This is a genomic window from Streptomyces sp. NPDC004561, from assembly GCF_053602155.1.
The window spans coordinates 18,000-32,709 of sequence record NZ_JBSGDB010000041.1 but is presented as its reverse complement, the minus strand read 5'-3'; the positions used below and the strand labels follow the sequence as shown (position 1 = coordinate 32,709).

Sequence of the window (14,710 nt, the reverse complement as noted above, 5' to 3'; positions counted from 1 at the left end):
GACCGCATACCTTCGCTGGGTTGAGCGGGTGTGGGGCCATTGTCGCCAGCACGTCCCCGACCCGGCGGCCGGCCTCCCGGGCCAGCGCCGCCGCCTCGGGGTGCCCGGCGGCCAGCAGGTCCCGTACGTCCGAGCCGGAGGCGGCCGGCACCCCGGACTCGGCCAGCCGCCGGGCCACCGCACGCCCGCTCGCGACGGCGGCGAGACAGCCCCGCGACCCGCAGCGGCACAGCGCGTCCGCACCCACCCGGATGTGCCCGATGTCGCCCGCGCCGCCGTCGATCCCCCGGTAGACCGAGCCGTCGACCACCACCCCGGCGCCGATGCCGGTGGACACCTTGACCAGCACGAAGGCGGCGCAGTCGGGGTGGCCGGTGCGCTGTTCGCCGTAGGCCATGAGGTTGGCGTCGTTGTCGACCAGGACCGGGACCGCCGGGGCGCCGGTGCGGTCGGTGAAGGCGCGGGCCAGGCGGCCTCGTATGTCGTAGCCGTCCCAGCCGGGCATGATCGGGGGCTGGACCACACGGCCGGTCTCGATGTCCACGGGGCCGGGGACGGCGAGCCCGACGCCGCAGACCTCCCCGGCCCGGTGACCGGCCTTCTCCAGCAACTCGGCGAACCAGTGCGCGAGTTCGCCCAGCACCGGCTCCGGGCCGTCCTCGATCACCAGGGTGCCGGAGTGCTCGGCCAGGATCTCGCCGCTCAGGGACAGGACGGCCGCGCGCGCGTGCCGGGTCTCCAGGTCGGCGGCGAGGACCACCGCGTGGGAGTCGTCGAACTCCAGGATGATGGAGGGACGCCCGCCGAGCGGCGAGTCGACCGGGCCGCCCGCGCCCTCGCGCAGCCAGCCGGCCCGGAACAGCCGGTCCAGGCGGTGGCCGACGGTCGCGCGGGACAGTCCGGTCGCCTGCTGGAGCGCGCCGCGTGTCACGGCCCGCCCACTGCGCACCAGTTCGAGCAGATCGCCGGCGCCTGCCTGGCTCCCGCTCTTCCCGGTTCTTCCCGGACGTCCGGACATGCGCACCCCCTTGTGCTTCTCAAGTCTGCATTACATATTAGGTTTTGCGTGTTAAATAGACGTAACCCTACGGTAGCCGCCGCCGAACCCGGTCGGCCGGCCGCCCGTCCTCGTCCCCGGGGAGCCCCGAGTGGATCGCACTGCCCAGCTCACCGCCCGTCCCACGGAGTACGGGATCGCATACGATCCACCGGGCCCCGGCCCGGCCTCCGGCACGTCCCTGCACGTCAGGGCGGCGCGGGTGCTCGACGCCAACTGGACGGGCGGCTCGACGGTCCCCTCCCGGAACCTGTACCCGCACCAGTGGTCCTGGGACTCGGCGTTCATCGCGATCGGCCTGCGGCACGTCTCCCCGCAGCGCGCCCATGCCGAGCTGGAGACGCTGCTCTCGGCCCAGTGGGCCGACGGGCGCGTCCCGCACATCGTCTTCAACCCCTCCGTACCGCTCGACGCGTACTTCCCCAGCCCCGACTTCTGGCGCTCCGCCACCGCCGGACGCGCCGCGGGCGCCCCGCGCACCGTACAGACCTCCGGCATCGTGCAGCCACCGGTGCACGCGCTGGCGGCCTGGCTGGTGCACCGCGCCGACCCCGGGCTGTCGCGGGCCCGGGGCTTCCTGGCCCGGGTGTACCCGCACCTGGCCGCCTGGCACCGCTATCTGCTGCACCGGCGGGACCTGGGCGGCGGGGGCCTGGTGTCCGTCGTGCACCCCTGGGAGCAGGGCATGGACAACAGCCCGTGCTGGGACGCCCCGCTCGCCCGGATCACCCCGGCCCCGGCCCGCTCCTTCCGCCGCGCCGACCTCGACCACGGCGCCCCCGAGGACCGGCCGACCGACCTGGACTACGGGCGGTACGTGCGGCTGGCCGCCGACTACCGGGACGCGGGTTACGCCGACGGAGGCGGGGAGTTCGCCGTCGAGGACCCGGCCTTCAACGCCCTGCTCATCGCCTCCGAGCACGCGCTCGCCCGGATCGCCGGGGAACTGGGCGCGGCCGGCACCGCCCGGCACGCGCGCGCCGAACGGCTGACGGCGGCCCTGGTGGAGCGGCTGTGGGACCCGCGGGCCGGGATGTTCCTGTGCCGGGACCTGCGGGGCGGGGGGTTGATCCGCGAGCGGGGGGTGTCCGGACTCGTCCCGCTGCTGCTGCCCGGGCTGCCCCGGGAGATCGCCGCCGCGCTCGTCGGCACCCTGTGCGGTCCGCACTTCGGGCTCGGCGGCCGCACCCGGCTCGTCCCCAGCTACGACCTGCTCGGCGAGGCCTTCGACCCGCACCGGTACTGGCGCGGCCCGGCCTGGTTCAACACCTCCTGGCTGCTGGAGCGGGGGCTGCGGCTGCACGGCGAGCGGGCCCGGGCCGACGCGCTGCGCGAGGCGGTGCTGGAACTCGCCGACACCACCGGCTTCGCGGAGTACGTCGACCCGTACAACGGCGAGGCCTGCGGCGCGACCGGCTTCGGCTGGACGGCCGCACTCGCGCTGGACCTGCACCACGAGCTGCACCAAGACCTTCTCAAGCGCCCCGGCGAGGGCGTGTCCCAGACGGGCACCGGCACGTTCGACAGGAGTGACAAGGGAGGCGACCGGGGATGACCGACCGGCATCATCTGCTCGTGCACGGCGCGACCTTCGCCGCCGTGGGCGACCGGGGCGACATCAGCGGGGTGCGGGGCGGCAGCTCCCCGGACGGGTTATTCGTACGCGACGCCCGGCACCTCAGCCGCTGGCAGCTCACCGTGGACGGCGCGGTACCGGAGGTGCTCACCCCGGTCGCGGACGGCGACACCGCGCGCTGCGTCCTCGTACCGCGCGGCGGCCGGCAGGAGCCCCCGGCGCACACCCTCTTCCGTGAGCAGGCGGTCGGCGACAGCTCGTTCGTGGAGACCGTGCGCGTGACCAGCAACCGCCCGGTGCCCACGACCGTCCGGCTGGCCGTCACCGCCGACGCCGACTTCACCGACCAGTTCGAGCTCCGCGCCGACCACCGCACCTACGTCAAGGCCGGCGCCCTGCGCTCCCGCGTCGTCATGGACGACGGCATCGAGTTCACCTACCGGCGCGCCGAATGGCGGTCCTGTACGACCATCACGGCCGACCCCGCCCCCGACGCCGTGGAGGAGACCGGCACGGGCGCCCGCCGTCTGGTCTGGACGCTGCAACTGGCACCGCACGGCACGCGTGAGCTGGTGCTGCGCGTGATGGCCCGCCCGCACGGCGACCGGCGCGCCCTGCGCGTGCCCCGCGACCCGGCCGCCGTGACCGGGCAACTCCGCTCCCTGGAGGAGGAGTTCGTGGAGGGCGTGGCCTTCCCGACCGGCTGGCCGGAACTGGCGGAGGCCTGTGCGCGGGGCCTCGCCGACCTGGCGGCGCTCCAGGTCCCGGCCACCGGCCCCGACGGCGAGGAGCTGCGGGTGCCGGCCGGCGGCGCCCCCTGGTTCCTCACCCTGCTCGGCCGGGACGCCCTGCTCACCTCCCTGTTCGCCCTGCCCTACCGTCCCCGGCCGGCCGCCGCCACGCTCCTCGCGCTGGCCGCCACCCAGGCGACCGGCGCCGGCATGTCCCGGGTCGCCCAGCCCGGCAAGATCGTGCACGAGGTCCGGCACGGAGAGCTGGCGCACTTCGGGCAGGTGCCGTTCGGGCGCTACTACGGCTCGGTCGACGCCACCCCGCTGTTCCTCGTGCTGCTCGGCGCGTACGTGGAGCGGACCGGCGACGGCGCCCTGGCCCGCCGGCTGGAGGGGCATGCCCGCGCGGCGGTCGGCTGGATGCTCGACCACGGCGGCCTGACCGCGCGCGGCTATCTCGTCTACCGCGCCGACGAGGGCGGCCTCGCCAACCAGAACTGGAAGGACTCCCCCGGCGCGATCTGCTGCGCCGACGGCACCCGGCCCACCGGCGCGGTGATGGCGGCGGGCGCCCAGGGCTACGCGTACGACGCGCTGCGCCGGACGGCGTGGCTGGCGCGCACGGTGTGGGCCGACGACACGTACGCGGCGCTGCTGGAGCAGGCGGCGGCCGATCTCCGCGACCGCTTCCAGCGGGACTTCTGGATGCCGGAGCGTTCCTTCCCGGCGCTGGCGCTCGACGGGGAGGGCCGCCGGATCGACGCGCTGGCCTCGGACGCCGGGCATCTGCTGTGGACCGGGCTGCTGGACAAGGAGTACGGCGAGCTGGTGGGCCGCAGGCTGCTGGAGCCGGACTTCTTCTCCGGCTGGGGCGTGCGCACCCTGGCCTCCGGCCAGCCGGCGTACCACCCGCTCTCCTACCACCGCGGCTCGGTCTGGCCGCACGACAACGCACTGATCACGCTGGGTCTGGCCCGCTACGGCCTGCACGACGAGGCCCGTACGGTCGCCCACGCGCTGGTCGACGCGGCGACGGCCGCCGGGCACCGCCTTCCGGAGGTCCTCGCGGGCTACGGCCGCGACACCCACCCCGAGCCGGTGCCGTACCCGCACGCGTGCGTCCGCGAGTCCCGCTCGGCCGCGGCGCCGCTCGCGCTGCTCACGGCGGTGGGAGGCGCGTAGCCCTCCGGTCGGGCGCAGGTGCGGGGAGGTGTTGGCGAGGCGTTTGCCGGGTGTTTGCCGAGTGCCGTGAACAGGGGCGGGTGACAGGCCGTACGGGATGACGGCGGGCCAGGCGGACCGGGTCTCCGGTCCCGTCCAGCCTCCCCAGCGTGGCCCGCCGTCCGTCACGGGTCTCGCACGGAAGGACCTTCGGGTTGCCTCAGCACACGAGCACGCGCCAGCCACCGGGTACGGCCGGAGGAACCGAGGACGTCCTCGCCGAACGAGGCCCCGAGGAAACCCCGGCCACCCCCGGGACCGGCCTCCCCGACGCCTCCGTCCCCGAGCCCCGCACGCCCGGGACCGCCACGCCGAGGAAGGGCCGGGAGAAGGGGAAGAAGCGGGGGCCCGCGAAGACGGAGACCGCCCCGGAAGCGGGACAGGCCACGCCCGAGACACCCACCACGGAGGCCGCACGGAAGGCCGACACCACGGGCACCGACACGGCGGAGGCCGCACGGCAGGCCGACACCGCAGAGGTCGCCACGGGGACCGACACGGCGGATGCGGCACGGGAAACCAAGACCGCCGAAGCCGTAGCCAAGGCCGACACCGCAGAGGCCACGACGGCGACCCCCACCGCGCAGGCCGAACCGAAGCCCGGCCCTGCCAAAGCCGCACGGGACACCGACCCCGGGAAGGCCGCACCGGAAGCCGAACCCGCCGAAGCCGTAGCGAAGGCCGACACCGCAGAAGCCACGGCAGTCGACGTCGCTCAGGCTTCACCGAAGACCGCGCGGGACAGCGACCCCGCGGCTGCCGCACCGGAAGCCGACGCCCCGGCAGGCGCAACGGAGACCGGCACCGCCGGTACTACCGAGCCCGGCGCCGTGCGCCGGCGCTCCTGGTCCGCCAAGGTCCGGCGGTGGCGGGAGCGGAATCCGGGGGTCGCTCAGGCGCTGTCCGTCGGCGTCACCGTGCTCGCCGCGGCGCTCGTCGTCGCGGCGCTCGTGGTGCCGCACTCCGTCGTGGATCTGGAGCCCACCAAGTTCCTGCGGATACCGGGCGAGGCGGTCATCGGGGCCGCCGTGCTGGTGGCGCTGCCGCGCCGGCCGCGGATCGCGCTGGCCGCGGTCTCCGGTGTCGCGCTGGCCGCGATGACCGTGCTGAACCTGCTCGACATGGGCTTCAACCAGTACCTCGGCCGCCCCTTCAACGTCGTGCTCGACTGGACCCTGTTCGGCGACGCGGAGTCGTACCTGGAGGACTCCCTCGGCCGCACGGCCACCCTCGCCGCCGTGACCGGTGTGATCGCCCTGGTCGTGCTGCTGTTCGTACTGCTGGCGCTGTCCATGGTCCGGCTGAGCAACCTGCTCGCCCGGCACACCGGCGCCGCCACCCGGGGCACGCTGATCGCGGGCGTCGCCTGGATCACCTGCTCCTCCCTCGGCCTGCAGATCTTCGGCGTGCCGATCGCCTCCGACGACACCGCCACCGCGCTGAAGGCGCAGGCCCACCGGATCTCGAACACCCTCAGGGACGAGGCGGAGTTCGAGAAGGTCGCGAAGGTCGACGCCTTCGGGAACACCCCGGCCGGCCAGCTGGTCCCCGACCTGCGCGGCAAGGACATGATCTTCACGTTCATCGAGAGCTACGGCCGCAGCGCGGTCGAGGACCCGATCATGGCGCCCGGTGTCGACAGCACCCTCGACGCCCGCACCAAGGCGCTGGCCAAGGCCGGCTTCCACGCCAAGAGCGGCTGGCTGACGTCGGCGACCTACGGCGGCAGCAGCTGGCTCGGCCACTCCACCACCATGTCGGGCCTGTGGATCAGCAACCAGCAGCGCTACAGCACCGTCATGGCCAGCGACCACCTCAGCCTGACCGACGCCTTCAAGAAGACCGGCGCCTTCGACACGGTCGGCGTCATGCCGGGCGTGCAGAAGGCGTGGCCGGAGCAGAAGTGGTACGGCCTGGACAAGGTCTACAACGCCTTCGAACTGGGCTACAAGGGACCGAAGTTCAGCTGGTCGACCATGCCGGACCAGTACACGCTCCAGCAGTACCAGGACCGGGTGCACAGCAAGCGGCCCGCCGACGGCAAGGCGCGGATGTCGCTGCTGATCCTCACCTCCAGCCACCAGCCCTGGGCGCCCATCCCGAAGATGGTCGGCTGGGACCAGCTCGGCGACGGCTCGATCTTCAAGGGCATCGAGGCGGCGGGCAACAACCCGGCCGACGTCATCGCCGACACCACCAAGTCCCGCCAGGAGTACGGCAAGTCGATCCAGTACTCGGTGACCGCCCTCACCCAGTGGCTGGAGCGCTACGGCAACGAGAACACGGTCCTGGTGTTCCTCGGCGACCACCAGCCGATCGCCCGGGTCAGCGGCAACCACGCCAGCCGTGACGTCCCCGTCGCGATCGTCGCCAAGGACCCCAAGATCCTCGACAAGATCGGCGGGTGGGGCTGGACGGACGGCCTGCGCCCCGCCCACAACGCCCCCGTCTGGAAGATGAGCGCCTTCCGCGACCGCTTCCTGACGGCGTACGGCTCGACCCCGCACCCGAAGAAGGGCTGAGCACGCGGGCGTCAGCCGCCGGACGTGTCGAGCTCCGCGTCCTCGCCCACGCCCGCGCAGTCGTACGGATCCTTGAGCCACCCGTCCGGCAGCACCACCCGGTTGTTGCCGGACGTACGGCCACGCGGCCCGTCCGCACCGGTCGGCCAGGGCTGGTCGAGGTCGAGCTCGTCGAGCCCGGCCCGCAGCTCCTGGAGCGAGGACGTGATGGCGAGCCGCTTGCGCATCTCGGAGCCGACCGCGAAGCCCTTCAGGTACCAGGCGACGTGCTTGCGGAAGTCGACGACGCCCTTGGACTCGTCGCCGAGCCACTCGCCGAGGAGGCCGGCGTGGCGGACCATGACGTCGGCCACCACCCGCAGCGAGGGCCGGGCCACGTCCTCGGGCCGCCCCTCGAACGCCGCCACCAGGTCCGCGAACAGCCATGGGCGGCCCAGGCAGCCGCGCCCGACCACGACCCCGTCGCAGCCGGTCTCGCGGACCATCCGCTGCGCGTCTCCGGCCGACCAGATGTCGCCGTTGCCGAGGACGGGGATCTCCGGGACGTGCTCCTTCAGCCGGGCGATGGCGTCCCAGTCGGCGGTGCCGCCGTAGTGCTGGGCGGCCGTACGGCCGTGCAGGGCGATGGCCGTCACCCCCTCCTCGACGGCGATGCGGCCGGCGTCGAGGTAGGTGATGTGGTCGTCGTCGATGCCCTTGCGCATCTTCATCGTCACGGGGAGGTCGCCGGCCCCGGAGACCGCCTCGCGCAGGATGGCCCGCAGCAGGTTCCGCTTGTAGGGCAGGGCCGAGCCGCCGCCCTTCCGTGTGACCTTCGGCACCGGGCAGCCGAAGTTCAGGTCGATGTGGTCGGCCAGGCCCTCCTCCGCGATCATGCGGACGGCCTTGCCGACGGTCGCCGGGTCCACGCCGTACAGCTGGATCGACCGCGGTGTCTCGCTCGCGTCGAACCTGATCAGCTGCATGGTCTTCTCGTTGCGCTCGACCAGCGCACGGGTCGTGATCATCTCGCTGACGAACAGCCCCTTGCCGCCGCTGAACTCCCGGCACAGGGTGCGGAAGGGCGCGTTGGTGATGCCCGCCATGGGTGCGAGCACGACGGGCGGCGCCACGGCGTGCGGGCCGATGGAGAGCGAGTGGGTCATCAGACGGCTCCGGGACGACGTACAACGGAAGACAAGGACCCATTGTCCCTCACTCGGCCGGGCCACCCGTCCCCGGACCGCGTCAGGATCATGTAATAGTCATTAGTTAGACGCACTATTGAAATCGACGTACGATGGGACGCATGCCAGAGTTGAGTCATCGCAGGCGCCTGCTCGTGCTCGCGATCTGCTGCATGAGCCTGCTGATCGTGAGCCTGGACAACACCGTGCTGAACGTGGCGCTGCCCTCGATGCAGCGCGACCTGCACGCCACCACCTCCGGGCTGCAGTGGACGATCGACGCCTACACGCTCGTCCTGGCCTCGCTGCTGATGCTGGCGGGGTCCACGGCGGACCGGATCGGCCGCAAGAGGGTCTTCATGGCCGGTCTGGTGGTGTTCTCCATCGGCTCGCTGCTGTGCTCGCTCGCCCCGAACCTGGAACTGCTCGTCGTCTTCCGCATGGTCCAGGCGATCGGCGGCTCGATGCTCAACCCGGTCGCCATGTCGATCATCACCAACACCTTCACCGACTCCCGTGAGCGCGCCCGCGCGATCGGCGTATGGGGCGCGGTGGTCGGCATATCCATGGCGGCGGGCCCGCTGATCGGCGGTCTGCTGGTCCAGTCGGTCAGCTGGCGCTCGATCTTCTGGGTCAACCTCCCCGTCGGCCTCGCGGCCCTGCTGCTCACCCTGCGCTTCGTCCCGGAGTCCCGCGCGCCCAAGGCACGCCGCCCCGACCCGGTCGGCCAGATCCTGGTCATCGCCCTGTTCGGCTCGCTGACGTACGCGATCATCCAGGCGCCGGACTCGGGCTTCGCCGCGGTGTCCCCGTTCGCCGCCGTCGCCCTCGTCGCCCTCCTCGCCCTGCTCTGGTACGAGCCCCGGCGTGACGAGCCCCTCATCGACCTGCGCTTCTTCCACTCCGCGCCGTTCAGCGGGGCGACCGTGATCGCGATCAGCGCGTTCGCCGCGCTGGGCGGTTTCCTCTTCATGTCGACGCTGTACCTGCAGAACGTGCGCGGCCTCGACGCCCTGCACGCGGGCCTGTGGATGCTGCCCATGGCCGCGCCCACCTTCCTGTGCGCGCCACTCTCCGGCCGCCTGGTCGGCAGCCGCGGCTCCCGTCTCCCGCTCCTGGTGGCCGGTACGGCGATGACGGCGAGCGGTGTGCTGTTCGCGGCCTTCGAGGCCGAGACGTCGAACACCACCCTGTTCATCGGGTACGTGCTCTTCGGCATCGGCTTCGGCTTCGTGAACGCGCCGATCACCAACACGGCGGTCTCGGGCATGCCGCGCACCCAGGCCGGCGTCGCCGCCGCCGTCGCCTCCACGAGCAGGCAGCTGGGCCAGACCCTCGGCGTCGCGGTGGTCGGCGCCGTCCTGGCCACCGGCATCGGCTCGTCCCCGTACAAGGACGTGTTCGTCTCGGCGGCCCGCCCCGGCTGGTGGATCCTCACCGCCTGCGGCCTCGCCGTCCTCGTCCTCGGCCTGCTCACCAGCGGCCGCTGGGCCCACCGGACCGCCGAGCGCACGGCCGAGCAGCTGGAGTCGGCGGAGATCCGGCAGGTGGTCGGCGCCTCGGGCCGCTCCTAGCCACCGGCCCCGGGACACGGCCGCCGGCCCACCGGATGCTCCGGCCCTCGTCCGTGCCGGACGCGCGAAGGCGGCCCGGGTGTGGCACCCGGGCCGCCTCACAGACGGTGTGCCGCCTGGTGTCAGCCGCGGCCGAACTTGGCCAGGGCCGCGACGAAGCGGAGGGCGTCCACCGTGCCGACGCCGGTCGCCATGTCGTAGCCGTTCACGGCCTTGTAGCCCTGCACGCCCTGGTAGCTGTTGTCGGTGCCGTCGTTGACGTCGACGATGCCCGAGCCCTTGTGCTTGAACAGGGTGTACAGCGCCGCGTTGATGTTGCCCACGCGGTGGCCGGCCGCCTGGTCGGCGAGGGCGACGATGCCGGAGAACAGCGGGGAGGCCTCGCTGGTGCCGCCGGAGACGTCCCAGCCGGTGGCGGTCGGGTCGTAGCTGGAGTAGACCCAGGCGCCGCCGTTGACCGCGGCGGCCATCGAGACGTCCGGGGTGCCGCGGCGGGAGCCGACGACGTTCTTCACACCGTTCTGGAAGCCGGGACGGGTGAAGACGTGGGACTGGCCGCCGCCGCCCGCGCCGTAGTCGTTGTAGACGCTGTCCGGCTTGACGCGCTGGCCCTTGTCGTTCAGGTGGAGCTGGGTGCCGCCGATGGAGGTCACCAGCGGGTCGGACGAGGGCCAGGAGTTGACGCGCGTCTTGTAGTAGCCCTTGCCGTCCGCCGTGCTGTCGGTGGCGCCGCCGTCACCGGAGGAGGCGAGGACGGTCACGTGCTTGCGGTTGGCGTCCTCGAACGCGTACCGCAGCTTCTTGATGCTGGAGAAGTCGCCCTTCTCGAAGCCGGGGAAGGTGTTCTCCGTCGCGCCGAAGCTCTGCGTGATGACGTCGCCGACCCCGTGGTCGATGTAGTACTTCTCGGCGTCCATCATCTCCGGCAGGCCGGTGGTGCCCTCGGTCTCGGCGACCGCGGTCTCCACGAGCATGATCTTGGCGTCGGGCGCCACGGCGTGGGCCATCTCGACGTCCAGCGAGGTCTCGCCGGCCCAGCCCGTCATGTCGGAGTTCTTCGGGTCGAAGGGGGGCACCTTGCCCCACTTGACCACCTTGACCTTGGTGCTCGGCAGCCCGAACTGCTTGCTGTAGACGTCGAGGTCGTGCTGGACCGTCGGGGAGCCGAACGAGTCGACGATGACGATCGTGCGCCCCTTGCCCGTGACGCCCTTCTTGTAGAGGGCGTTGAGGTCGTACGCGGTGCGGTACTGGAGCGGGTTGTAGCAGTTGATGTGCCATTTGGCCTGGCACTGGGCGATGGGGAGCGGGCTGGCCACGCCGTGAACGAGGTTGTGCCCGACGATGGCCGGGACCGCCTTGGTGTGCGGTACGGCGGCGGACGCGGCGCTGGTGACGCCGGCCGGAGCAGCGGTTGCCAGTGCGGCGGCGACGAGGGCGGCGGTGGCGGCCGTGGATGCCGCGACGCCTCGCCCGGTACGCGCTATGTGCATGAATTCCCCTGAGTGGTCTGGTGTCGACCGAAGTGGTCTCGCGCATCCCATCGAGTGAGTCATGCACAGGACAAGCCTGTTGAACTGTAGATATCGAATCTTTTACCGAAACACCACCTCTGGCCCCGAGGTGTTCAACTCCCCAGCGCCAGCTCGTGGAGCCTCTCCAGGCGCTCGCGCGTCTCCTCGTCCCTCGGGGTGCAGGTCACCATCCGGGCGCCCGCCTCGGGTCCCAGCCACAGGTCGGTGTGCTCCAGAGTGAGGTGCCCCACAAGGGGGTTGAGAAACCCCTTGGTCCTGGTGCGGCTGCCGACCACCTCGTAGCGCTCCCAGTTCTCGCGGAACGCCGGGGACTCCTCCAGCCGCTTGAGGAGCGTCTTCCAGGCGGGCTCCCCGAGATGACCGGCCGGCGCGGCCCGCAGCCGGGCGGCCATCAACTGCCCAATGTGATGCGGATCGTGCTGTCGGAGGTGCCGCCCGCCCGGGCCGTCGGAGGCGGCGGTGTGATGGTCACCACCCAGCAGTCCGCGCTGTCCCTCGGGGTGGCCACGCTCGGCACCCTGCTCCTCACCCTCGTACCGCACTTGGGCATGCGGGACGCGCTGGTCACCACGCTGCTGGTGCAGTTGGCCGGGATCGTGCTGACCGGGCTGCTCGGGCTGCGGCTGCCCCGCGCGGTCGGTTGAGCCGAGCGCACGGGACGGCCAACTCACCGTGAAGCTCCCCCCGTTGATGTTGTTCCTGCTGCACACTCCTTGCGGTCGGGGTGTGCGGGACTCACGGAGGCGGGAGGCGTCATGCCGGAGGACGACAGCACGAGCAAGGTCAGCCGCTGGGACCGGCACGGCCGGGAGCACGTGGTCAGGGTCCGGCGCACGGGGGTGCAGCGCACGATCAGATGCGACACCTGCGGCTGGCGGCGGAGCGCGCAGTTCCTGCCCTGGCTGAAGGCGGAGGAGCACCTCGCCGAGGCCCACCAGGCGACGGTCGACCCGGCGGCGTCCAGGCAGCCCTCGCGCTGATCACGACGGGCCGAGGTCGTCGGTCAGGGCGGGCACCAAGTTCGCGAATATCGGCGTTGACCTGCGCGTTTACCCGCTCCGAACACCGGTCACGCAGCGTCCCGAGTGGCCGACGGAGCGAAGTCGGGTCAGCCTGGGAGACGTCCGATCGAGCGACAGGAGAGAACCATGACCTCCGTACTCCGCCACCACCGCTACGGCCGTGCGCTGGGCGCCGGTGTCCTGTCCGTGGCGCTGCTCTCCGGCGGTACGGCCGGAGCCTACGCCGCGAGCAGCAAGCCCAACCCCAAGCCCACCATGACCGGCACCGAGATGCCGACCATGAAGCCCTCGATGAAGCCGTCCATGAAGCCGTCCATGAAGCCTTCGATGAAGCCTTCGATGACGGCGATGGGTTCCATCACCGTCGGTGCCAACCACAAGGCCGTCAAGGTCGGGAACACCGTGGTGTTCACCGGCCGGGTCAAGGGGGTGAAGGCCGGCTCCTCCCTGGTGCTCCAGCACCAGATGAACGGCAAGTGGACCAACCTCACGTCCACGGCCGTCGTCGGCAAGAACGGCAACTACACGATCAAACGGACGTTCACCAACAAGGGCACCGAGCAGGTGCGGGTGGCGACCAAGTCCGGCACGGTCCAGTCCTCCCCGGTCAGCGTGACGGTGAGCTGAGGCCCCGTACCAGTAGGTCCACGACGGCCGTGAACTCCTCGCCGACGCCGGGGCGGATCCACTCCCGGGCGTAGCAGGGGTCGTGAAAACGGCCGGTGGCCTGGAAGACGGCTCGCGCCGTCGCCGCCGGGTCGGGCACCGAGAAGGCGCCCGACCCGGCTCCTTCCGTGATGATCCGGGTCAGCTGCGCGGTCAGGTCGGCTATGTGGTCGCCGACGACCGTGCCGTTCTCGTCCGTGAGCACCGTGTAGGTCGCGAACAGCTCCGGATCGTCGCCCGCCTTGTGCCGCTTGGCCTCGAACAGGGCGGCGAGCCAGTCCCGCAGCCGGCTCTCCGGATCGCGGTCCGCCGCGGCGATTCCGGCGAGCCGCGCCGACGTCCGGTCCAGCCAGCGCTTGGTGACCGCCTCGCGCAGCGCCGCCTTGGTGCGGAAGTGCCGGTAGACACTGCCGTGGCTGACGCCGAGCGCGCGGGCCACGTCCACCACGGTGGCCTTGGCCGGGCCGTGGCGGCGCAGCACCTCCTCGGTGGCTTCGAGGATGCGCTCGGCGGTCAGGGTCTCGCTGGTCGGTGCCATGCTCTAGACCGTACCGGGCGGCCCGGTCAGAGCTCGCTGTCGAGGTGGGCCATCTGCGCGCTCGGGTAGCGGTCGCCGGCCGCCGCTTCCGCCGGGACGGCCTCCTCGATCGCCGCCAGGTCGGCCGCGTCCAGGCTCACGTCCAGCGCGCCGAGCGACTCGGTCAGCCGCTCCCGGGTGCGGGCGCCGATCAGCGGCACGATGTCCTCGCCGCGGGAGAGCACCCAGGCGATGGCGGTCTGCGCGACGGTGACGCCCTTCTGCTCGGCGATCTTGCGCAGGGCCTCGACCAGGTTCAGGTTGTGCCGGAGGTTCTCGCCCTGGAAGCGGGGCGAGTGGGCGCGGAAGTCGTTCGCGGCCAGCCGCCGGTCACGGGCGAAGTGGCCGGAGATCAGGCCCCGGGAGAGCACGCCGTAGGCGGTGATGCCGATGCCCAGCTCGCGGGTGGCCGGCAGGATCTCCCGCTCGATGCCGCGGGAGATGAGCGAGTACTCGATCTGGAGGTCGGCCACCGGGGCGGTGGCGGCGGCCCGCCGGACGGTGTCGGCCCCGACCTCGCTCAGGCCGACGTGGCGCACATGCCCCTTCTCGATCAGTTCGGCGATCGCGCCGACGGTCTCCTCGATCGGCACGTCCGGGTCGAGCCGGGCGATCCGGTAGACGTCGATGTGGTCGACGCCGAGGCGCTGGAGCGAGTAGGCGGCGAAGTTCTTCACCGCGGCGGGGCGGCCGTCGTAGCCGCTCCAGTTGCCGTCCGGGTCGCGCAGGGCGCCGAACTTCACGCTCACCAGGGCCTGTTCACGGCGGGCGGGGGGCGCGGTGCGCAGGGCCTCGCCGAGCAGCATCTCGTTGTGGCCCATGGCGTAGAAGTCACCGGTGTCCAGCAGGGTGACACCCGCCTCCAGGGCCGCGTGGACGGTCGCGACGGACTCGGCGCGGTCGGTGTCGCCGTACAGGGCGGACATGCCCATGCAGCCGAGGCCGAGGGCGGAGACCTGGGGGCCGGTGGTTCCGAGGGTTCGGGTTCGCATCGTCATGACTCCACCTTGCCATGACAGATGACAGATATCAATATCTGTCATTCCACTAATGGGGCAGGCAT

At 72.0% G+C, this 14,710-nt stretch carries 11 protein-coding genes and 2 pseudogenes; 7 read left to right on the top strand and 6 right to left on the bottom strand.

The annotated features are described in order from the left end of the window. Positions 1-1,018 (bottom strand): ROK family protein (locus tag ACWEN3_RS08570; RefSeq protein WP_452967357.1); only part of this gene is annotated, 1,018 nt, incomplete at its 3' end. A gap of 130 nt (positions 1,019-1,148) precedes the next feature. On the opposite strand from ACWEN3_RS08570, the gene ACWEN3_RS08565 reads away from it, so the two are divergent. From ACWEN3_RS08565 to ACWEN3_RS08555, 3 genes are all read left to right on the top strand, one after another. Next, positions 1,149-2,612, top strand: a complete 1,464-nt coding sequence (locus ACWEN3_RS08565) for an MGH1-like glycoside hydrolase domain-containing protein (RefSeq protein WP_452967354.1) — start codon at positions 1,149-1,151, stop codon at positions 2,610-2,612. After that, positions 2,609-4,546, top strand: coding sequence for an amylo-alpha-1,6-glucosidase (locus ACWEN3_RS08560; protein ID WP_452967352.1), 1,938 nt, complete (start codon positions 2,609-2,611; stop codon positions 4,544-4,546). The genes ACWEN3_RS08565 and ACWEN3_RS08560 overlap by 4 nt, the downstream gene beginning before the upstream one ends. A 938-nt stretch (positions 4,547-5,484) precedes the next feature. Then, a complete protein-coding gene (locus tag ACWEN3_RS08555) occupies positions 5,485-7,107 on the top strand; it encodes a CDP-alcohol phosphatidyltransferase (protein ID WP_452967360.1) in 1,623 nt (540 codons plus the stop codon). A gap of 11 nt (positions 7,108-7,118) precedes the next feature. On the opposite strand, the gene dusB is transcribed toward ACWEN3_RS08555, so the two are convergent. Next, complete coding sequence (gene dusB / locus ACWEN3_RS08550; RefSeq protein ID WP_452967349.1) at positions 7,119-8,252, bottom strand: tRNA dihydrouridine synthase DusB; 1,134 nt, start codon at positions 8,250-8,252, stop codon at positions 7,119-7,121. A 143-nt stretch (positions 8,253-8,395) separates the two neighbouring features. Here dusB and ACWEN3_RS08545 point away from each other — a divergent pair, with 143 nt between their 5' ends. After that, on the top strand, positions 8,396-9,847 hold the full coding sequence (locus ACWEN3_RS08545) for an MFS transporter (protein ID WP_452967346.1): 1,452 nt from the start codon (positions 8,396-8,398) through the stop codon (positions 9,845-9,847). Between the two features lie 122 nt (positions 9,848-9,969). Here the strand turns inward: ACWEN3_RS08545 and ACWEN3_RS08540 are convergent, their stop codons facing one another. Both ACWEN3_RS08540 and ACWEN3_RS08535 read right to left on the bottom strand, forming a co-directional pair. Continuing rightward, positions 9,970-11,340 (bottom strand): S53 family peptidase, encoded by a 1,371-nt coding sequence (locus ACWEN3_RS08540; RefSeq protein WP_452967343.1) that lies wholly within the window; start codon positions 11,338-11,340, stop codon positions 9,970-9,972. 134 nt (positions 11,341-11,474) lie between these two features. Next, positions 11,475-11,780: pseudogene (locus ACWEN3_RS08535) on the bottom strand (MmyB family transcriptional regulator); the annotation flags it as partial. Here ACWEN3_RS08535 and ACWEN3_RS08530 point away from each other — a divergent pair. From ACWEN3_RS08530 to ACWEN3_RS08520, 3 genes and pseudogenes are all read left to right on the top strand, one after another. Further along, positions 11,775-12,026 (top strand): annotated as a pseudogene (locus ACWEN3_RS08530) (MFS transporter); the annotation flags it as partial. The pseudogenes ACWEN3_RS08535 and ACWEN3_RS08530 sit on opposite strands and share 6 nt — an antisense overlap. Before the next feature lie 111 nt (positions 12,027-12,137). Further along, complete coding sequence (locus ACWEN3_RS08525; protein WP_452967340.1) at positions 12,138-12,362, top strand: hypothetical protein; 225 nt, start codon at positions 12,138-12,140, stop codon at positions 12,360-12,362. A gap of 168 nt (positions 12,363-12,530) precedes the next feature. Further along, positions 12,531-13,031 carry a hypothetical protein gene (locus ACWEN3_RS08520; protein WP_452967337.1) on the top strand — a complete coding sequence of 167 codons (501 nt, stop codon included), beginning with the start codon at positions 12,531-12,533 and terminating at the stop codon, positions 13,029-13,031. Here ACWEN3_RS08520 and ACWEN3_RS08515 read toward each other — a convergent pair. After that, positions 13,012-13,608, bottom strand: a complete 597-nt coding sequence (locus ACWEN3_RS08515) for a TetR family transcriptional regulator (RefSeq protein WP_452967335.1) — start codon at positions 13,606-13,608, stop codon at positions 13,012-13,014. The two genes, ACWEN3_RS08520 and ACWEN3_RS08515, sit on opposite strands and share 20 nt — an antisense overlap. Positions 13,609-13,634: 26 nt before the next feature. After that, positions 13,635-14,645, bottom strand: a complete 1,011-nt coding sequence (locus ACWEN3_RS08510; protein WP_452967332.1) for an aldo/keto reductase — start codon at positions 14,643-14,645, stop codon at positions 13,635-13,637. Positions 14,646-14,710 lie beyond the last annotated feature (65 nt).